This window comes from Methylobacterium sp. 1A, assembly GCF_058072805.1.
This window is the reverse complement of record NZ_JBYQVE010000001.1, coordinates 3,612,501-3,632,756: the sequence shown is the minus strand read 5'-3', so window position 1 is coordinate 3,632,756 and position 20,256 is coordinate 3,612,501. Positions and strand designations below refer to the sequence as shown.

The following is a 20,256-nucleotide window of genomic DNA, read 5'->3' as shown; positions in this document are numbered from 1 at the left end:
TCCAGCAGCGCCACGCCCGCCGATGTCGCGCTGCCCTGGATCGCCTCGCTGCGCTCGCGATGACGGGGCTGGTCACCATGCTGCGGGCGGCCGCTAACAAGAACCGCCCGGACCGCCTCACCACTTGTAGCTGACCTTCGCCAGCACCCGCCGGGCGTCGCCGTAGAAGCACGACACGTTCGACTGGCAGGAGGCGACGTAGCGCCGGTCGGCGAGGTTCGAGGCGTTCACCTGGAAGCGCCAGTTCTCGTAATCGTAGTGCACCTGCGCGTCGAACAGCACGTAGTCGGGCACCCGCAGGGTGTTGGCCACGTCCGCGAAGGAGCTGCCGACGTAGCGCACGCCGCCGCCGAAGCCGAAGCCGCGCCACGGCCCGAGCGGGATGGTGTAGTCGGCGAACAGCGAGGCCAGGGTCTGGGGGATGTTGACCGGCGTCTTGCCGACCCGCACCGGATCGGCATCCCGCTCGGTGGTGAAGTCGAACTTGGTGAAGGACGCCACGAGGTTGAGGCCGTCGGCGACGTTGGCGACGAGCTGCGCCTCGAAGCCGGTGGAGCGCACCGCGCCGACCTGCGTCTGGAAGATCGTGTTCACCGGGTTGGGGGTGAGCACGTTGCTGCGGTGGATGTCGAAGCCCGCCAGCGTCAGGAAGTAGCCCTGGCCGGGCGGCTCGAACTTGACGCCGCCCTCGACCTGGTCGCCGGTATCGGGCCTGAAGGTGCGGTTGTTGATGTCCACGCCGATCTGGGGCTGGAACGAGGTCGCGTACATGATGTAGGGCGCGAGGCCGAAGTCGAAGTTGTAGATCGCCGCCGCCCGGTAGGTGAAGGCGCTGTCGTTGCGGCCGTTGGTGTTGGCGGGCGTCAGGCGGTCGTAGACGGTGTTCTGGACGAAGTCCTGGCGGCCGCCGAGGATCAGGGTCAGCTCCGGCGTGAGCTTGATCTGGTCCTGGAAGTAGAGGCCGACCTGCTGGAACGAGTTGGCGTTGATCAGGTAGGGCGAGGCCGAGACCGCCTGCGGGCCGTAAGCGGGCGCGAGGATGTTGAGGTCGGGGCCGGGGAAGCCCGAGGCCTGGTTGTCGTGGATCTGGAAGTTCCGGTACTCCACGCCCATCAGGAAGTCGTGGCGGAAGAAGCCGTCGAAGAACTTGGCCTCGGCCTGCGTGTCGACGTCGAGCTGCGCGATCTTGGCGGAATCCCGGAACAGGTAGCGGCCGAGCTGGGTCTGGAGCGGGTCGGTGTAGCCGAGCTGGCCGATATAGGAATTCTGGAAGCTCTGCGTGTAGCCGTAGCGGGCGTTCTGGCGCACCGCCCAGGTGTCGTCGAAGACGTGCTCGAACTCGTAGCCGATGAAGGCCTGGTCGCGCCGGAAGGTGTTGAAGCCGGCATCGCCCACGTTGAGCGAGCGCGGGATGCGCAGGCCGAGCACGGTCGGCCGGGCCGTGCCGTAATAGGGCAGGAAGTTCGCCGTCACGGCCGTGTTGTCGTGCTGGAAGCTCGACAGGACCGTGAACTTGGTCGACCCGTCCGGCTTATAGGTGAAGGCCGGGGCGATGTAGTAGCTGTCGTCCGGCGCGCCCTGGACCTGCGTGCCGCCGTTGCGGGCGTAGCCGGTCAGGCGGCCGAACCAGTGGCCCTCGGCGTCGGCCGGGCCGCCGACGTCGAAGGCGGCGTAGCGCTGGTCGAAGGAGCCGCCGCCGACCTCGACGAGCCCGAACGGGGTCTCGGTCGGGCGCTTGCTGATCTGGTTGATCAGGCCGCCGGGATTGCCGGCGCCGAACAGCACCGCGGAGGGGCCGCGCAGCACCTCGATGCGCTCCAGCCCGAACGTGTTCACGCGGCTGTAGGCGAAGCCGTAGTTCAGGAGCTGCAGGCCGTTGAGGTAGAGGCCGTAATCGCTGACCACGAAGCCGCGGAGCTGGAAGAAGTCGAGGCGCGTGTCGGCGCCGAAGGTGCCCGCGTAGGTGCCGGCGACGTACTGGGTCGCCTGGGTGAGGGTCTGGGCGTTCTGGGTGTCGAGCTGTTTGCGGCCCACGACGCTGATCGATTGCGGCGTCTCGATCAGCGGGGTGTTGGTCTTGGTCGCGGTCGCCGAGCGCCGGGCCACGTAGCCGTCGATCGGGCCGGTCGGGCTCTCCGCGCCGCGCACGGGTGCGCCGGCCGGGGCCCCGGAGGCCGGGCCGCCGCCCTGGCCGGTGACGCTCAGCTCCTCGAGCTGCACGCTGCCGCCGGCGGTCGGGCCGGCGCCGCCGCGGCGCGACGCGTCCTGGGCGAGGCTCGGCGCGGCCTGCGCCAGCACGGCGAGTGAGGCCCCGGCGAGCAGGGCGCGCAGGGTGACGCCGGGGAGGGGGGGGACGGCTCTCATGGTCTCTTGCCGGATGCGACGCTGCGGGCAGCCGACCGCGCGCGCCGGGGGCCACCCCGGCGTCTCGGCCGCGCTGTTTAGAATTGTGATAAAGTACTGTAAAACTTGATCTTTCTCCATCCGGACTACGGGCAGCCGGACGCGGCCGCAAGCGGCCTTCACGCGGAAGGCGACGCCTGTTGCCGTAGCGACACGTATCGGTGGTGCGGCGGGGGGCGGTCCCGCGGAGCTACTTCACCCGGTCCGCGAGCCAGCCGGCCAGGACGTCCGCGACGGCGTCGCTGTTCGTCTCCAGCATCATCATGTGGCCGTTGCCGTGGAGGCCGCGGTCGGCCAGCCGGACCACGTCCGGCCTGGCGCCGGCCTGGGTCAGGAACGCGACGGTGCAGTCGTCGTAGGTCGCGTGGAAGGAGGCCTCCGCGGTCACCACCACGGCCGGCACCTTGGCGAGGTTCGGCAGGGACCGGACGGGCTCGCCCTGCAGCCAGCAGCGGATCCGCCCGTCCGCGGCCCTGTCGGACTTGGATTCGGACCCCTTGGCCGCCTGCGCCACCGTCAGGTCCTCGGGCGCCCGGACCGGCGGGTCGAAGGTCAGCGGCATGCGGGTCAGCCCGTAGGCGCGGGCGCGCCCGTCGCCGGTCTTCTCCCAGAACTCCTTGCCGCCGCGGAACTGCACGTCGAAGAAGGGCGGGCCATTGGGCTCGACGGCGACATGGGCCTTCACGAGGTCCGGCCGCGCGTCCGAGGCCGCCCAGCCGAACAGGGCCGCCTGACCGTGGGTGAGCAGGATCGCCGGCCCGATCCTGTCCAGCAGCGCCACCAGGGCCGGGTCGACCCATTCCTCGGTCTGCTGGCTGTTGGCGAGGAACGGGACCTGGCTGGCGAAGAATTGGTCGAAGGCGGCGTTGCCCTGCACGCCGGCCCCGCCCGGCCAGCGGGTGTGGAGCTTGGCCTGCGGGTAGAGGTCGTAGACCTCGGGCGCCGTGTGGGTGCGCTCCAGGCTGCGGGTGCCGAGCCGGTCGTAGGGGCCGTAGACCTCCGGGTTGGTGCCCGAGCGCCCGCGCCCGACCTGATCGACCACGTAGACCTGGTAGCCCTTCTCGACGAAGCGCTGCACCCAGCCCGGGCGGCCGTCCGCGGTGGCGAGGTAGTTCACGCCGGTCTGGGCGAGGCCGTGGACCATCACCACCGGGTAGGGCTGCGTGACCCGGGCCGGGGTGCGCGACTGCACGAACATCTGGCCGACCATCACGGTCTTGTCGCCGAGCTTCTGGTAGCGGCCGCCGATGTAGAAGTAGCCGGCGCGGGTCACCGGCTCGGCCGGGCCCGGCTCCGCCGCCGGCGCTCCCGGCGCGGCGGGGGCGTTCGGAGGCGTCGTGGGCAGGGGCGCGGGCTGGGCCGGGACCGGCCCCTGCGCCCGGGCGGGGCCCGCGACAGGCCCGGCTCCCAGCACAGTTCCCAGTCCGGCGGCCAGGATCAGCCCCTGAGCGGCGCGCAGCGCCGCGCGGGTGCCGTTCGCGGTGCCGTTCGCGGTGCCGTTCGCGATGCCGCCCGCGATGCCGCTGCCGGCCATGCCGTCTCTCCCGGATGCGCGCCGCTCCGCGCCGGCGCTTATTGCGGGAAACGCAACGTTCCACCAGCCAGGAAAGCTGCACGGTCCCGCGCGATCATCCCCGGCCGGACGAAGCGTCGCGGCGACCGGGATCGCGGCCGAGCCCGGCCCTCCGCGCATGCCAGGCGCGACCGCGGCGGCGCTGGCGCGGCGCGGGCGGCGCGCCCACCTTGGGGAGGCACCGGCGCCACAGCGGCGCCCCCCGCCCGGATCGCCCGCGGCGGGGCGAAGCCAAGGACTCCCGCCGTGGATCCCGAAACCGTCAAGACCCTGGTCTCCGCCGCCCTGGTCGCGTCGATCACCCTGTTCAGCCTCGTGTCGCTCCAGGCGTTCGTCGCCCAGATCCTGGCCGACCTCCGCGACGCCGGGTCCGCCCCGAAGCCCGTGCCGGTGCCGGTGCGCGTCGACCGCCGGGATCCGCCGCAGGCCTGACCGGCCCGCCGCTCCGATCGACGGGTGCCGGGCCGGGCGCGGATCAGGCCCCGTCCTGCCGGGCCCGCTCGCGCAGGATGAACTTCTGCACCTTGCCGGTGGAGGTCTTCGGCAGCTCGCCGAAGACCACGTGGCGGGGGAGCTTGTAGGAGGCCAGCCGCCCCCGGCACCACTGGATCAGCTCGTCGGCCGTGGGGGTCGCGCCGGCTTTGAGCTCGACGAAGGCGCAGGGCGTCTCGCCCCACTTCGCGTCGGGCTTGGCCACCACCGCGGCCGCGGCCACTGCCGGGTGCTTGAACAGGGCGTCCTCGACCTCGATCGACGAGATGTTCTCGCCGCCCGAGATGATGATGTCCTTCGAGCGGTCCTTGAGCTGCACGTAGCCGTCCGGGTGCTTCACCCCGAGGTCGCCCGTGCGGAACCAGCCGCCCTTGAAGGCGGCCTGCGTAGCCGCCGGGTTCTTGAGGTAGCCGCGCATCACCACGTTGCCGCGCATCATCACCTCGCCGATCGTCGCCCCGTCGGCGGGCACCGACTCCAGCGTCTCCGGGTCGCGCACGTCGAGGGCCTCGAGCACCGGGTAGCGCACGCCCTGGCGGGCCTTCCGGGCTGCCCGCTGGTCGGCCGCCAGCGCGTCCCAGTCGGCGTGCCAGGCGTTGACCACCGCCGGGCCGTAGCTCTCGGTCAGGCCGTACAGGTGGGTCACGTCGAACCCGGCCTCCGACATGCCGGCCAGCACCGCCTCCGGCGGCGGGGCCGCGGCGGTGAAGAAGGCGACGCGCCGGGGCAGGTCGCGGCGCTCGGCATCGGGGGCGTTGATCAGCATCTGCATGACGATCGGCGCGCCGCAGAGATGCGTGACCCCGTGCTCGGCCATCAGCCGGTACATCGTCTCGGCCCGCACCTGCCGCAGGCAGACATGGGTCCCGGCCACGATCGACAGGGTCCAGGGGAAGCACCAGCCGTTGCAGTGGAACATCGGCAGGGTCCAGAGATAGACCGGGTGCTGGCCGAGGCCGCCCGTGATGACGTTGCCGAGGGCCAGCAGCGCCGCCCCGCGATGGTGGTAGACCACGCCCTTCGGGTCGCCGGTGGTGCCCGACGTATAGTTCAGGGTGATCGCGTCCCACTCGTCGTCCGGCAGCCGCCAGTCGTGCTCCGGGTCGCCGCCGGCCAGGAAGGCCTCGTAGTCGGTCGCGCCCAGGCGGGCGCCCGGGCCGTCGTACTCGGGATCGTCGACGTCGATCACGAAGGGCTTGGGCTCCAGCCCCTCCAGGGCCCCGGCGGCCGTCCGGGAGAACTCGCGGTCGGTGATCAGCACCTTGGCCTCGCCGTGCTGCAGGCAGAAGCGGATCGCGTCGGCGTCGAGGCGGGTGTTGAGGGTGTTGAGCACCGCCCCGGTCATCGGCACGCCATAGTGGCACTCGATCATCTCGGGGGTGTTGGCGAGCAGCGCCGCCACGGTGTCGCCGCGGCCGATCCCGCGCGCCGCCAGCGCCGAGGCGAGGCGGCGGGCCCGGGCGTAGACCTCCCGGTAGGGCCGCCGCAGGGGGCCGTGGACCACCGCGACGTGGTCGGGAAACACCCGCGCGGCCCGGTCCAGGTAGAGCAGGGGCGTCAGCGGCTGGTGGTTGGCCGGGACGCGGTCGAGGTCGCGGTCGTAGATCGTGTCGCGGGCCATCCCCGTCCTCCCGGCAAAGTGTTGCCGGGACAGTAGCTTGCCGGAACGGGCGCGATCAATCGGTCCGGCGGGGCTTCCGCGCCCCGTCGCGCGCTCAATGGCGCGGCTCGTCCTCGGGTTCGGGCAGGAAGCGGGCGAGCTCGAAGCCGATCTCGATCATCAGGTGCTCGATCCGGTCGGTCAGCGACGGCCGGTGCAGGGCGCGGGCGAGGTCGCGCAGGGCGATGACGTGCTCGGCCATCCGGTTCACCACCCGCTCGCTCTGCACGAGGTTCGCGGCCTGCTCCTCGGTGCGGTCGATGGCGATGCCGCGCCCGCGGGTCGCCCCGCCGGCGGGGTCGCGCTCGATCCGGCCGCGCATCAGCAGCGTGCGGATCCCGGTGCGGGTGTCCTTCGTGCGGAACTCCGCCTCGACGGGACCGCCGGTCTCGGCCACCGCGTGGAGATAGCTCTCGATCCGGACGCGGTCCTCGGGATGGGTGCGGTCGAGGAAGGCCTCCAGGGACACGCCGGCGGCGGCCGCCTCGGGGTCCAGGCCGAGCAGATCCGCGAGCGGGGCCGAGAGCGCCAGCTGCCCCGCCCAGTAATCGTGGGCCCAGGTGCCCACGACGCCGGAGGCCTCCAGAATGGATTGCGGGATCGGGGCTTCGGACATGCCATTCCTCGATGGGGCGATCCTTGTCTTTAAACTTGAGGTTTTCACCCCCACCAAGCTCCTCGTCTCACCCGCGCTCACGCTACGGTATCCGGGCGTCGCTGGAAAGGCTGTTAACCCTCTATATGCCAAGAATCTTAACTTGAAGTTTAGACTGCTGTCCTGCTGCCGCACTGGGCGGGGATATCCGCGAGGGACCGTTGTCTTAACGGCTCGTTAACCATGTCGACCCCAACCTATGCCCCGACATCCTTGGGTCACAGGATCGCGGCACGCCGCGAATCCCATACCTGAGGTTGGCACAGACGGCGCGGCGACCGGCAGTTGCGGGCGCCCGGACGGATGCATGGGGCCTTCTGGAGGACGCCCGGGATGAAAGCGATCACCTTCGTCACGCAGAAGGGCGGCAGCGGCAAGAGCACGCTGTGCATCTCCCTGGCGGTGGCCGCCCGGGAGGCGGGCCACACGGTCTGCATCCTGGAGATGGACCGGCAGGCCACGATCTCCGACTGGCTGGACCACCGCACGGCCGACGGTCCCGAGGTGGCGCAGATCGACGCCACCCAGATCGACGCCGTGATGGAGCGCCTGCGCGACTCCGCCTACGACTACGTGTTCATCGACACGCCCGGCGTCGATTCCACCGGCACCCTCTCGGCGATCCGCGCCGCGGATCTGTGCATCATCCCGTGCCGGCCGACCCCCGCGGACCTGCGGGCGTTCAAGCCGACCCTGGCCGCCGTCTACCGGCTGGAGAAGAAGTTCGCCTTCGTGCTGAACCAGACCCCGCCGCGCTCCTACCGGGTCCGCGACGCCGCGGACGGGCTCGCGGTGCTCGGCATCCTGCCCGACGTGAACATCGTCGCCCGCACCGACCACCAGGACGCGATCGGCCTCGGCCAGGGCGTCACCGAGTTCAACCCCAAGGGCCAGGCCGCCGGCGAGGTCCGCCGCCTCTGGTCGTGGATCGAGCGCCGCACGCAGTCCCTGAGGACGGGCCAGCATGTCCAAGCCGCCTAAGCTCAGCCTCGCGGCGATCGTGGCCTCGGCGAGCCCGCCGGCCCGGCCCCAGGCGGCCCGGCCGCAGGGCGCCGAGATCGTGTCGCTCACCCTCGCGCCCCCGGCGCCGAAGCAGGCGGCCACGCTCAAGCAGCGCGCCCGCCAGATGTCGGTCTACCTGGAGCCGCCGGTCTACGACCAGCTGCGCGACCTCGCCTACGCCGAGCGGACCAAGATGCACGCGCTGATGCTGGAAGGCCTCGACCTGCTGTTCAAGCAGCGCGGCGCCCAGTCGATCGGGCAGCTCACCGACACGCAGTCCCGCTGAGGCCGGACCGGGCTCGAACCCGGGGCGGCGCGGCCGCTCCGGAGCGTGCCGCTGCTGCGCGCGGCGCCTTCCGGCCCTCCGGGACCGCGGCGCCGCGGAGGGCCGGCGCGGATCAAGCGGCCCGCGGCCTCCGCACCGACTCGGTCCCGAGCCATCGCGATCCTGGCCCCGCTCCCACACGGAAAAGTGGAGCGCCGCGCCCGGGGGCGGTCGGACGGGCGCGCCAGTAAGAATTTGAAAAATCCGTTCCCGAACAAGATGTTGCCCGTCGATCCGCGCGCAATGCTCGAGAACCGACCGGCCGCGCGGCCCGCTTCCTGAACCCGGCCGCAGCCCATCGTTCAGGCTTCCTTTACGCGACCGCTACAAATCTGGGTGGACCGATCGCGGCCCCGTGCACGCGGCCGGCTCCGGTCCGGTCGGGCCCCGCTCACGCGTAGAGTTTGGTGAACCCCACGATGGTGCGCACGACGCTTCCCCGGCCGGCGCGCCTCGCCCTGCGGCTCATCGCCGTCTCGGGCGTGGCCCTGGCCACGGCCAACTGCGCGACCTCGCCCCAGCAGAAGCTCGCCGCCGGGAACGGGATCGACCCGAAATACGGGGTGAAGGCGAGCCCGCGCCTCTACAACGAGGGCGACGTGATCCCGAAGGGCGGCGGGCGCCGCTACACCGGCAAGCCCTACGTGGTGGCCGGGCAGACCTACGTGCCGAAGGAGAATCCGAGCGGCTACGTCCGCGAGGGGCTCGCCTCCTGGTACGGCTCGGCCTTCCACGGCCGCATGACCGCCAACGGCGAGGTCTTCGACCGCCACTCGATCGCCGCCGCCCACCCGACCCTGCCGCTGCCGAGCTACGCCCGGGTGACGAACCTCGAGAACGGCTACTCGATGCTGGTGCGCGTCAACGACCGCGGCCCCTACCATGCCGGCCGGGTCATGGACGTGTCGGAGGATGCGGCCGAAGCGCTGGGCTTCCACCGGAGGGGCACCGCGCGGGTGCGCGTCGAGTATGTCGGCAAGGCCTCGGTGGCCGGCAGCGACGACCGCAAGCTCCTCGCGAGCCTGCGCACCGACGGGCGGCCGGCCGGCCGCTCGACCGTGATGATGGCCGATCTCGGCCCGACGGAGGACACCGAGCGCTACACGCGCTCAGCCCCGGCTCTGGCCTTCAGGCCCGCCCAGGAGGCGGAGGAGAGCGGGACGGAGGCCGGGACGGCGGCCGGGAAGGCGCCCGCCGAGGCCCCGGCCGCCCGGCCCGAGCGGACGGCGCCGGTGCGCGCGCCGATCGTGCTGGCCTCGGCCGCCGTGACGGTCCCGGCGGCCGTGCAGCCCACCGCCCCGCGGGTGCGCGAGTTCCGGCCCGCCCCCGTGCCGGCCGTCGCCGCCAGGGGCGGCCTCGGGGCCGGGACCCTGAAGGTCGCGGGTCTCAACCCGGCCCACACCCCTGGCCTCGCCCCGGCCGCGCCGCCGGCGCACGGTCATGCCGCCGGGAAGGCCGGCCCGAAGGCCGGCCCGGCCCTCGCCGAGGTCCATCGCCGGGCGGTCCCGGCGCCCGGGACCGTGAAGCTCGCCAAGGCGTCGTCGGGCCCGTCCTCCGCGCCGCACGGCGCGTCCCCGGCCGCGATGCCCGCCGCGATGCCGGCCTCGGCCAAGCTCGCCATGGCGCGCCTCGCCGCGGTGCCGGCCAGGGCGTCGGCCACGAAGGCCGGTGCGCCGGCCGCGAACGGCTCCGCGACCACCTCTGCCAAGACCGCCCCCAAGGCCCCCGCCGCCAAGGGGCCGGCCACCAAGACCGCCGGCAAGGCGGGACACGCCCGCCTCGCCGGGATCTACTGACGGCGGCGCCCGGGCCGACCCGCGGCCGCCCGACGGGTCCGGCGGCCCATGTGGCGGTCGATGTGGCGGCCGATGTGGCGGCCGATGTGGCGGCCGATGCGGCATTTCGCATTCGATCCGGCGCCGAAACCGTAATATGGTCACGCTTGTTATTGGGATACGGGCGGGACGCTTCCGGCCCGACGGCAGGCGCGGGACGGAACGGTGATGCGCAGACCCCTTCTCACCCTTCTCGCGGCCGCCTGCGCGCTGGGCGCCGGCCTCGCCGCCGCCGCCGCGCAGACTTTCCAGACCGCGGCCCCGCACGCGATCCTGATCGACGCCGATTCCGGCTCGGTCCTGTTCGAGAAGGCCGCCGACGAGCGGTTCTCGCCGGCCAGCATGGCCAAGCTCATGACCACCGACATCGTATTCGAGGCGCTGAAATCCGGCCGCCTGTCGATGGACACGGAGTTCACCGTCACCGAGGACGCGTGGAAGCGCGGCGGGGCCGGGGGCGGCGGCTCGTCGATGTTCGCGCAGGTGAACAGCCGCATCAAGATGGCGGACCTGCTGCGCGGCCTGATCGTGCAGTCGGGCAACGACGCGGCCATCACCATCGCGGAGAACATGGCCGGCTCCGAGGAGGCCTTCGCCGGGCTGATGAACCAGCGCGCCAAGGAGATCGGGCTGACGAACTCGACCTTCCGCAACGCCACCGGCTACTCGGCGCCCGACCAGAAGGTCACGGCCCGGGACATGGCGAAGCTCGCGCTGCACATCATCGACACCTACCCGGACTACTACAAGATCTTCGCCGAGAAGGAGTTCACCTGGAACAAGATCCGCCAGCAGAACCGCAACCCGCTGCTCGCCCTCGACATCGGCGCGGACGGGCTCAAGACCGGCTACCTGGAGGAATCCGGCTACGCGCTCACCGGCTCGGCGGTGCAGAACGGCCAGCGGCTCGTGCTGGTGGTCTCGGGGCTCAAGACCGCCCGGGACCGCGCCTCCGAGTCGCGCAAGCTGATGGAGTGGGGCTTCCGCGCCTTCGAGCCCCGGCAGGTCTTCGCGCCGGGCGAGACCGTGGCCGAGGCCTCGGTGTTCGGCGGCCAGTCGGGCTCGGTGCCGCTGGTGGCGAAGAAGCCCGTGCGGGTGCTGCTGCCGCGGGGCTCCAGCGACCGGGTCAGCGCCAGGGCGATCTATACCGGGCCGCTCATCGCCCCGGTGGAGGAGGGCCAGCGGGTCGGGATCCTGCGCGTCCAGCGCGGCGACACCGTCGCCCTCGACCAGCCGCTCTTCGCCGGCGCCGCGGTGGAGCCCGGCACCCTGTCGCAGCGGGCGATGGACGCGGCGCTGGAATTCGGCACCGGCCTCGTCCGCAAGGCCTTCGACCGGGCCGGCAAGGGAACCGACAAGGGAACCGACAAGGGCGGGGACAAGGGTGCTGCCGGGGCGGCCAACCCGTCGTGACGGCGCGCGCGTGACCGGGCCGCTGTCCGGGGATCCCGCCGGGGCGGGCGGCACCTTCATCACCGTCGAGGGCGGGGAGGGGGCCGGCAAGTCGACCCAGATCGCCCGCCTCGCCGCGACCCTGCGCGCGCGCTCGGGGCGGCCCGTCTGCGTGACGCGCGAGCCCGGCGGCTCGCCGCGGGCGGAGGAGATCCGCACGGCGCTGCTCGACGGCGTCGCCAAGCCCTACGGCCCCTTCGCGGAGGCCCTGCTGTTCAGCGCCGCCCGGATCGACCATCTCGACCGGCTGATCCGCCCGGCGCTCCGCCGGGGCGAGACCGTGCTGTGCGACCGGTTCATCGACTCGACCCGGGCCTACCAGGGCGCCGCCGGGGGCCTCGATCCCGGGCTCGTGGACGCCCTGGAGCGGGTCGTCGTCGGCCCGACCCGGCCCGATCTCACCCTGATCCTCGACCTCGCCCCCGAGTCCGGCCTCGCCCGCGCGGCCGGGCGCGGCGCCCGGACGGGGCAGGGGGCCGACCGGTTCGAGGCCGAGGCCCTCGACTTCCACGTCCGGCTGCGGGAGGCCTTCCTGGCGATCGCCCGGGCGGAACCGGGGCGCTGCGCGGTGATCGACGCGTCCCGCGATCCCGACGCGGTCGAGGCGGCGATCCGCGCCGCCGTCGCGTCCCGGCTGCCGGCGCTCCTGCCCGACCGGCCGGCGGGGGCGGGCCGGAGCGGCGACGCCGCGTGAGCGGCCGTACGGGCGGGGCCGGTCCCGGCCCGACCGGTCCCATCCTGGCCGGCGGCCGTGTAAGCAGTCGCGCGGGCGCGCCGCCCAGATCGGAGGCCGCCGGCCCGCGCCGTGAGACCCACTCCATGAAGCCCGCCCGTGAAGCCCGCCCCGTGAGACCCGCCCCGTGAAGCCCACCGACCGCGCCGCCGACGACGTCGAGCCCGGGGACCTCGCCGGGATCCCGCGCCCGCGCGAGACCCTCGGGCTCGTCGGCCACGCGGCCGCGGCCGACGCCTTCGCGGCCGCCATCGCGGCGGGGCGCCTGCACCACGCGTGGCTGATCGGCGGCGCCCCCGGCATCGGCAAGGCGACCCTGGCCTACCGGGTCGCCCGGCGCCTGCTCGCCTACCCGGGGGGCGGGGGCCCGGCGGGCCTCGCCGTGCCGGCGGGCGACGCCGTCCTCGGCAAGGTGGCGGGCCTGTCGCACCCGAACCTCGTGGTCCTGCGCCGCCACCGGAGCGCCGGCGCCAAGACGCTGCCGACCAAGATCTCGGTCGACGCCGTGCGCCGCGCCCTCGACCTGTTCGCCTCGACGGCCGCGGATTCGGGCTGGCGCGTCTGCATCCTCGACAGCGCCGAGGACCTGAACGCCAACGCCGCCAACGCGCTGCTGAAGGTGCTGGAGGAGCCGCCGCCCCGCGCGCTGTTCCTGATCCTGTCCCACCAGCCCGGCCGGCTGCTGCCGACCATCCGCTCCCGCTGCCGGGCGCTGATGCTGCGCCCCCTCCCGGCCGAGGACGTCGCCCGGGTGGTGCGCGGCCTGCCCGAGCCCTTCGCGCAGCCCGACGAGACCGCCCTGGCCCGGGCACTGGCCCAGTGCGAGGGCTCGGTCGCCCGCGCGCTCGCGATGCTCGATCCGGTCACCGCCGGCCTCGTGGCCGAGATCGAGACCCTGCTGGCGCGGGCGCGCACGCCCGACTGGGGCCGGGTGCTCAAGCTCGCCGAGACCCTGGCGGGCCGCGACGCCGAGGCGCGGTTCGAGGCCGCCCAGGACGCGGTGCTGCGCTTCGTCTCGGCCGAGATCGACCGGCGCCGGGATGAGCCCCCCGCCCGCCTCGCGGCCTTGGTGGAGGTCGCCGACCGGTTCGGCCGCGCCGCCCGGGAGGCGGCGATCTACAACCTCGACCGGCGCCCGGTCGTGCTGTCGCTGTTCGGGGATCTCGCGGCGGTGGCTTAGGGCCCGGCGGGCACCCGTCCCCGTATCCGACATCGGGATCCGGCCCGCCGCCGGCGTGGAACCGTCCGGCGCCGGCGCCGTTGTCCGCGCGATGACAGCATACTGTCATTCTGACAACATCCTGCCGTCAGGACGTGCCCCATGGAGCCCGACCCGCCTCGGACAGCCCGCGACCGCGACCGGACCCGGCACGCCCTGTCGGACCTCGTGGTCGCGGTGTTCCGCCTCAACGGCGACCTGCTCGCGGCCGGCGACACGCTGGTGCAGGATCTCGGGCTCACCAGCGCCCGCTGGCAGGTGCTGGGGGCCATCGCCCTCGCGCCGGCGCCGCTGCCCGTCGCCCACATCGCCCGCAACATGGGCCTCGCCCGCCAGTCGGTGCAGCGCCTCGTCGGCGAGATGCGGGCCGACGGGCTGATCCGGCTCGCGCCCAACCCCCACCACCGCCGCGCGCCCCTCGTCGCCATGACCCCGCGGGGCGCGGGGGCCTATCGGCAGGCGATGGCGCGCAACGCCCTCTGGTCGGACGGGCTCACCGAGGGCCTCGCGCCCGAGGCCGTCGAGGCCGCCGCCGCGCTGCTGCAGGGCCTGCAGCGGCGGATCGGCGCCTCCCACGCCGCCATCGCGTCCATCGCCGCGGAGGCCCGGCAGGAGACGCCGCACGAGACCCCGCACGAGACCCCGCACGAGACCCCGCACGAGACCCCGCACGAGACCCGACAGGAAAGCCGACAGGAGACCGACCGATGACCGACGCCCACGCCGCCCCGGGCTACGACGCCGACGTGATCGTCGTCGGCGCGGGCCCCGTCGGCCTGACCGCGGGCTGCGCCCTGCGCCATCACGGCGTGTCGTGCCTGATCCTGGAGCAGCGCGCGGAGGTCAGGGCGTACTCGCGGGCCAACAATCTCTGGGCCCGCCCGCAGGAGTTGCTCGCCGGCATCGGCCTGCGCGACGCCCTGGCGGAGAACGCCTACGCGGTCCGCACCATCAACTTCTTCGTCGACGGCGCGCCGACGACGCCGATCCCCATCGCCGACGTCGCCAGCCCCTATCCCGACGTCCTGTACAGCGGGCAGGACGTGATCGAGCGGACCTTGATCGACGCGTTCGAGGCCCGCGGCGGTCGGCTGGACCGGGGCTGCACGGTGACCGGCATCGACCAGGACGCGGCGGGCGTCACCGTGACCCTCCGGCGGGGCGCGGACGGGCCGGAGACGCGGCTGCGCGCCCGCTACTGCGTGGCCGCCGACGGGGCCCGGAGCACGGTCCGCGCCCGGCTCGGCCTGGATTTCGAGCCCGAGCGGCTCGCGGGCTGCATGAACCGGCAGGTCGACGCCCGGCTGTCCTGGCGCCGCGGGTCCGAGCCGGACCAGCTCTGGTTCTTCTACTACCCGCGCGGCTTCGCCGGCATCATGCCGGTCTGGGGCGGCTACCACCGGCTGTTCTTCCTGGCCGACGACGCCGGCGTGCCGGACCGCGACCCGACGCTCGCGGAGATCCAGGCCCTCGCCCGGGAGGTCACCGGCGACGAGACCCTCACCCTGAGCGACCCGCAATGGCTCACCCACAGCCGCTTCGCCTACGGGGTCTCCCCCGGCTACGCGCGGGGCCGCGTGTTCCTGGCGGGCGATGCCGGGCACCTGTCCCTGCCGATCGGCGGCCAGGGGATGAATGCCGGCCTCCACGACGCGGTCGAGATCGCGTGGCGGCTGGCCATGACCCTGCGGGGCGAGGCGGCGCCCGCCATCCTCGACTCCTACGACGGCGAGCGCGGCGGCGAGCACGCCCGGCTGAGCGCCCAGCAGGTGCGCGGGTTCCGGTGGACCGTCTATCGCGGCCCCGTCACCGACACGGTGCTGGGGCTGGCCGCGAAGGCGCTGCCGAACCTGGGCTCCCTGCTGCAGGGGACGGACGACATGCAGCAGATGGGCGTCGCCTATCCCGGCAGCCTCCTGAACGCGGATCACCTGTCGGGCCTCGCGAACCTGACGCACCTGCTGCGGCCGGGGCCGAAGCCGGGCCAGCGCGCGCCGGACGCGCCGGTGACGCGGGACGGGGTGCGCACGCGCCTGTTCCCGTTCCTCTACAACCCGGACGGATGGACGACGGGCTGGGCGCTCCTGTGCTTCGACGGACGGTCGCCGGAGGCGGCGCCCTTCCTTCTGGAGGCGGTCCAGGCCGTGGCGCCCTGGCCCTGGCTGCGTCCGCGGCTCGTCCTCGCCGGCCCCCTGATCGCGGCGGAGATGCCCGTCCTGTCGGATCTGGACGGCCGGGCACACGGCGCCTACGGGCTGGAGGGCCGGCCGGCGCTCGTGCTGGTGCGCCCGGACGGGCACATCGCCTTCCGGAGCGGCGCGGACCGGACCGATCGCCTGATCGCGTATTGCCGCGCGCTCTTCGACGCGGCGGGGCGCGCGGCCGGGGAAGTGGTGCGGCCGGAGGCGGCTTGCGCCGGGTGAGGGCGGCGGGGGCCGCGACGTCGGAGCCGTGCCCCGGGGCACGGCACCGCCCCTCGTCCCGGCGCCGCGTCCCGGCCGCCCGCGACCGGCACCGGAGTCGCGGCGTCTCACGGATCCGGCCGGCTGCCGGACAGGCGCAAGATCGCGGCTTCCCTGTAGGCGCGGGGCGACAGGCCGTGGCGGTCCTTGAAGCGCCGGGCGAAATGGGCCTGGGTCGCGAAGCCGCACTCGTAGGCCACGACGCCGATCGGGCGGTGCAGGCTGACCGGATCGGAGAGGCGCCTGGCCGCCGCCGCGAGGCGGCGCTCCCAGATCCAGTCGGAGATGTGCTGGCCGCGCTCGTGGAACAGTTCCTGGAGCCGGCGCAGGGACACGCCCATCGCGGCGGCGAGCCGGGGCGGATCGAGGGTCTGGTCGCCGAGATTCGCCTCGACATGGGCCTTGGCGCGCTGGACCACGACGCTGCCGTGCAGGGAATGCGGCACCTCCCGGGCCATCCGATCCGCGAGCGCGGCCACGATCAGATCCACGCCGATGGTCGCCATGCGCTCCGCCGCCTCGGGGGAGAGTTGCCGGTTCACCCGGAGCAGATCCCCGAAGAAGGTCGTCACCAGGCGGGTCGTGGCCGATCCGGCGGGCATCGTCAGGGCCGCGAACAGCCGGGCCGGTCCGAGCAGGCTCTCGAGGCGCTCCCGCGGCAGGGCCATGACCAGGGTCTGGCCATCCGTGCGCGCGTCCAGCACGCCCGGGTGATGGTCGATGACGGTGAGGTCTCCCGTCCCCTGCACCGCCTCGCGGCCGTGCTGCTGAAAGGTGGACGCGCCGACGAGACGGAAGTTCAAGCGGATCAGCCCGTCAGGCCGGCGCCGGACCGTATCGGCGGTGATCGTGGTCGTGAGGGCGCTCTGGGTGATCCGGCTGAAGGTCAGCGGGCCGACGGCGCCGATCTCGATCTCGCCCGCGAACGGCCCGTCGGCGCGCCGGCGCTGCTCGATCGGCCCGATCCGTTCGGCGACGACCTCCTGCCAGAGCTTGAAGCGCGTCCGGGGATGTGTCCCGGCCGTCGAGAAGACCCGGCGCTCAGGCCGCTCGGAGAGGCGCCGGCGCGCGGCCTCCGGAGAACCCGTCCGTTGCGCGGAGCCGGATGCCCCGGAGCGTGACCTGAAGACAAGACATCAACGAAAGATAGATCACATCGCCCCCATATTCGATCGACCAATTCAGCAATAATCGACTTATTGTCTCTGTTATTCGCAATATATCGAACCGTGTACGGCCATAAGTCCGATCTCTATATACATTTCGTCGACAAAGACCCCGCAATACCGATTCGAATCGCTCATATGTCACGCTCCTGCGTCCCTCAAGCTCCGAGAATAACTTAGCGAGCGGATCTGCGTCCGCTGGCGCTCGGCATTCCGGGCCGATGTGACGTCGATGGCAGCCGTGCGTGGTGCACCGATCCGGCGGCGCGACGGAACGCCGGCAGGGCTCGGCCCATGTGACGGTGCCCGCGGCCGATGAGTCTTCGGCACCGACGTCCTTGCGAGCGGAGCGAAGCAATCCAGCAGCGCGACCTTGCCGATGTTGCGCCGCCCTGGCTCGCTTCGCTGCGCTCGCGATGACGGAGAGGTGCGCGTCGACCGCAGCGCGCGGCTCAGCTTCCCTTGACAATGTTCCTATTTTGTGCTTCCTGACCGCACCTGTCCGCGGCGGCCCGGGAGCGATCCCGGGGCGTCCTTCGGGGGCCCGCCCGGTGGCTGACCGTGCGGGTCCGGGGACGGGGCGGCGCCCGCGTCGGTGGCTCTCAGCCGCCATCGCCCCGGGCGACGGACCGGTGCGGGGCGTGCCTCGGATGCGGGCGTGAGACCGGGCGGCACTGTGCCCGGCGGGGTGAGGAAATGCCCCCGCGCCGACCCGCCTCTGGGCCGACCCTGAGCGACCTGCGGACCCGCCCACTACGAGGCGGGGGACGGCTGGAAGGCCACGGCGCCGATGCGGGTTCCGGAGGTGCGGGCACGGCGTGCGCGCACCGCGACCGAGACCGCTCACGGGGAGTCGCAGGACCGGGACGTCGGAGACGCCGCGACGAGACAGACGGCAGCGGCTGGGGACCATGCCCGGTCGATGCCGCGGGGCGCCGCGGGGATCGGATCCCGCGCGTACTTGGCCGACACCTGGGTTCCCGCGGCGTCCCGCGTCCCTCGTGCCGTCTCCCGGGCCATGCCCCCGGCGCCACGCGCGCGCGCGGACGATCACGCGTGTCCGGTGCCGGCCGCCGCGGAGGATCGCCGTCGCGCCCGCAGGCGGCGACGGTTGCGTCCCGGCGCCGGCCGCGCGACAACGCGGGCAGCTTCCCGCGCTCATCCGGAACACCACAGACGTGACGTCCAACGCCCCGGCGAATCCCCGAAAGACGTTCGGTCTCTCGACCGCGATCTCCTACCCCAACGGCGCGCCCCATATCGGCCACGCCTACGAGGTGATCGCCGCCGACGCGATCGCGCGCTTCCACCGGCTCGACGGCTACGACGTGCTGTTCTCCACCGGGACCGACGAGCACGGGCTCAAGATCCAGCAGGCCGCGACCCGGGCCGGCACCACCCCGCGCGCCTACGTCGACGGCACGGCCGCCCGGTTCCAGGCCATGGCCGACCGGATGGACTGCGCCTACGACCGCTTCATCCGCACCACCGAGCCCGGCCACTACGCCGCCGCCCAGGAGATCTGGCGGCGGATGGAGGCCAACGGCGACATCTACCTCGACAAGTATGCCGGCTGGTACTCGGTCCGCGACGAGGCCTACTACGACGAGTCCGAGACCCGGCTCCTGGAGGATGGCAGCCGCCGCAGCCTCGCCACCGACACGCCGGTCGAGTGGATGGAGGAGGAGAATTTCCTTTTCAGACTGTCCGCCTACCAGGACCGGCTGCTGGAACTCTACGCGGATCAGCCGGATTTCATCGGGCCGGACACGCGCCGGAACGAGGTGGCGAGCTTCGTGCGCTCCGGCCTCAAGGACCTCTCGGTCAGCCGCACCAATTTCGACTGGGGCGTGCCGGTGCCGGGGCATCCGAACCACGTGATGTACGTGTGGGTCGACGCGCTCACCAACTATCTCACCGTCACCGGCTTCCCCGACGCGGAGAACCCCCAAAAAAGATTCTGGCCGATGGACCTGCACGTGATCGGCAAGGACATCGTCCGGTTCCACGCGGTCTACTGGCCGGCCTTCCTGATGTCGGCCGGGCTGCCGCTCCCGAAGCGCGTCTTCGGCCACGGCTTCCTGCTCTCCAAGGGCGAGAAGATGTCGAAGTCGCTGGGCAACGTCCTCGACCCGTTCGAGCTCGCCGACACCTACGGGGTCGACCCGGTGCGCTACTTCGTGCTGCGCGAGGTGCCGTTCGGCGGCGACGGCAGCTACAGCCACGAGGCGATCATCGGCCGGATCAACGCCGATCTCGCCAACGATCTCGGCAACCTCGCCCAGCGCTCGCTCACGATGGTCGCCAAGAACTGCGACGGCGCGGTGCCGGATCCGGGCAGCCTGGACGCGGCCGACACGGCCCTGCTGGCCCAGGCCGACGCCCTGCCGGCACGGGCCCGGACCCTCATGGGCGAGCTGGCGCTCCACACCGTCCTGGCCGAGATCTGGGCCGTGGTGGCCGAGGCCAACCGCTACTTCGCCGCCCAGGAGCCATGGAAACTGCGCAAGTCCGACCCGGCGCGGATGAACGCGGTGCTCTACACGACGCTGGAATCCCTGCGCGTCTTCGGCATCCTGACCCAGCCCTTCGTGCCGGGGGCGGCGGCCAAGCTCCTCGACCTGCTGGCGGTGCCGGCCGACCGGCGCGGCCTCGCCGATGTGGGGGAGGGGGGCCGGCTCGTGCCCGGCACGGCGCTCCCCGCCCCCGCGCCGATCTTCCCGCGCTTCGAGCGCCCCGAGACTCCGTCCGCCTGAAGGACCTTGCCGCTTGAAGGACCCTGCCGCCCGACGGCCCCGAGACCCGATGCTCATCGACAGCCACTGCCATCTCGACTTCCCGGACTTCGCCGCCGACCTCCCGGGCGTGATCGCCCGCGCCAAGGCCGCGGGCGTCGCCGGCATGCTCACGATCGCCACCCGGGTCGCCAAGGCCGACACCTACCGGGCGATCGCCAAGGCCCATCCCGAGGTTTGGCACACGGTCGGCACCCATCCCCACGGGGCCGCCGAGGAGCCGGACGTCGCCGCCGAGACGATCGCGGGCCTCGCCCAGGCCAGCCCGCGCTGCGTCGGGATCGGCGAGGCCGGCCTCGACTACCACTACGCCGACGCCGCCCCCGAGGCCGTGCAGGAGCGGGTGCTGCGCGCCCACATCGCGGCGGCCCGGCTCTCCGGCCTGCCGCTCGTGATCCACGCCCGGGACGCCGACGACCACATGGAGCGGGTGCTTGCCGACGAGATGGGCCGGGCGCCGTTCCGGGCGGTGCTGCACTGCTTC

General features: G+C 73.0%; 15 protein-coding genes and 1 pseudogene (1 of these 16 cut by a window edge). 11 read left to right on the top strand and 5 right to left on the bottom strand.

Features of this window, described 5'->3' with window-relative positions; translation table 11 throughout:
• Positions 1-117 precede the first annotated feature (117 nt).
• Together ACX9MN_RS17525 and ACX9MN_RS17520 are read right to left on the bottom strand one after the other, a co-directional pair.
• Entirely contained in the window at positions 118-2,364 is a 2,247-nt protein-coding gene (locus ACX9MN_RS17525; protein ID WP_020095565.1) for a TonB-dependent siderophore receptor, read from the bottom strand.
• A 229-nt stretch (positions 2,365-2,593) separates the two neighbouring features.
• On the bottom strand, positions 2,594-3,937 hold the full coding sequence (locus ACX9MN_RS17520) for an alpha/beta hydrolase (RefSeq protein WP_020095564.1): 1,344 nt from the start codon (positions 3,935-3,937) through the stop codon (positions 2,594-2,596).
• Between the two features lie 285 nt (positions 3,938-4,222).
• Between ACX9MN_RS17520 and ACX9MN_RS17515 the strand changes: the two genes are divergently transcribed.
• Positions 4,223-4,408, top strand: coding sequence for a hypothetical protein (locus ACX9MN_RS17515; protein ID WP_020095563.1), 186 nt, complete (start codon positions 4,223-4,225; stop codon positions 4,406-4,408).
• Between the two features lie 43 nt (positions 4,409-4,451).
• On the opposite strand, the gene ACX9MN_RS17510 is transcribed toward ACX9MN_RS17515, so the two are convergent.
• On the bottom strand, positions 4,452-6,089 hold the full coding sequence (locus ACX9MN_RS17510) for an acyl-CoA synthetase (protein ID WP_020095562.1): 1,638 nt from the start codon (positions 6,087-6,089) through the stop codon (positions 4,452-4,454).
• Between the two features lie 94 nt (positions 6,090-6,183).
• On the bottom strand, positions 6,184-6,744 hold the full coding sequence (locus tag ACX9MN_RS17505; RefSeq protein WP_020095561.1) for a PAS domain-containing protein: 561 nt from the start codon (positions 6,742-6,744) through the stop codon (positions 6,184-6,186).
• Positions 6,745-7,116: 372 nt separating this feature from the next.
• Between ACX9MN_RS17505 and ACX9MN_RS17500 the strand changes: the two genes are divergently transcribed.
• From ACX9MN_RS17500 to ACX9MN_RS17465, 8 genes are all read left to right on the top strand, one after another.
• A complete protein-coding gene (locus ACX9MN_RS17500) occupies positions 7,117-7,764 on the top strand; it encodes a ParA family protein (RefSeq protein ID WP_012318487.1) in 648 nt (215 codons plus the stop codon).
• Entirely contained in the window at positions 7,748-8,071 is a 324-nt protein-coding gene (locus ACX9MN_RS17495; protein ID WP_020095560.1) for a ribbon-helix-helix domain-containing protein, read from the top strand. Before ACX9MN_RS17500 ends, ACX9MN_RS17495 begins: the two co-directional genes overlap by 17 nt.
• A gap of 458 nt (positions 8,072-8,529) precedes the next feature.
• A complete protein-coding gene (locus ACX9MN_RS17490; RefSeq protein WP_020095559.1) occupies positions 8,530-9,906 on the top strand; it encodes a septal ring lytic transglycosylase RlpA family protein in 1,377 nt (458 codons plus the stop codon).
• 207 nt (positions 9,907-10,113) lie between these two features.
• A complete protein-coding gene (locus tag ACX9MN_RS17485) occupies positions 10,114-11,358 on the top strand; it encodes a D-alanyl-D-alanine carboxypeptidase family protein (protein WP_020095558.1) in 1,245 nt (414 codons plus the stop codon).
• Between the two features lie 10 nt (positions 11,359-11,368).
• Positions 11,369-12,091, top strand: a complete 723-nt coding sequence (gene tmk / locus ACX9MN_RS17480) for a dTMP kinase (RefSeq protein ID WP_085986749.1) — start codon at positions 11,369-11,371, stop codon at positions 12,089-12,091.
• A 166-nt stretch (positions 12,092-12,257) separates the two neighbouring features.
• Positions 12,258-13,310, top strand: a complete 1,053-nt coding sequence (locus tag ACX9MN_RS17475) for a DNA polymerase III subunit delta' (RefSeq protein WP_020095556.1) — start codon at positions 12,258-12,260, stop codon at positions 13,308-13,310.
• Positions 13,311-13,451: 141 nt separating this feature from the next.
• Positions 13,452-14,060, top strand: a complete 609-nt coding sequence (locus tag ACX9MN_RS17470; RefSeq protein WP_331327162.1) for a MarR family winged helix-turn-helix transcriptional regulator — start codon at positions 13,452-13,454, stop codon at positions 14,058-14,060.
• Entirely contained in the window at positions 14,057-15,772 is a 1,716-nt protein-coding gene (locus ACX9MN_RS17465; RefSeq protein WP_020095554.1) for an FAD-dependent monooxygenase, read from the top strand. The genes ACX9MN_RS17470 and ACX9MN_RS17465 overlap by 4 nt, the downstream gene beginning before the upstream one ends.
• Before the next feature lie 107 nt (positions 15,773-15,879).
• Here the strand turns inward: ACX9MN_RS17465 and ACX9MN_RS17460 are convergent.
• Positions 15,880-16,845 (bottom strand): annotated as a pseudogene (locus tag ACX9MN_RS17460) (helix-turn-helix domain-containing protein); the annotation flags it as partial.
• Between the two features lie 1,310 nt (positions 16,846-18,155).
• On the opposite strand from ACX9MN_RS17460, the gene metG reads away from it, so the two are divergent.
• Together metG and ACX9MN_RS17450 are read left to right on the top strand one after the other, a co-directional pair.
• A complete protein-coding gene (metG, locus tag ACX9MN_RS17455) occupies positions 18,156-19,733 on the top strand; it encodes a methionine--tRNA ligase (RefSeq protein ID WP_020095552.1) in 1,578 nt (525 codons plus the stop codon).
• A gap of 49 nt (positions 19,734-19,782) precedes the next feature.
• Positions 19,783-20,256, top strand: the 5' portion of a protein-coding gene (locus ACX9MN_RS17450; protein ID WP_020095551.1) for a TatD family hydrolase. Its footprint extends 327 nt past the window's final position; the window shows 474 of its 801 coding nt (coding positions 1-474); its start codon is at positions 19,783-19,785; its stop codon lies off the right edge, out of view.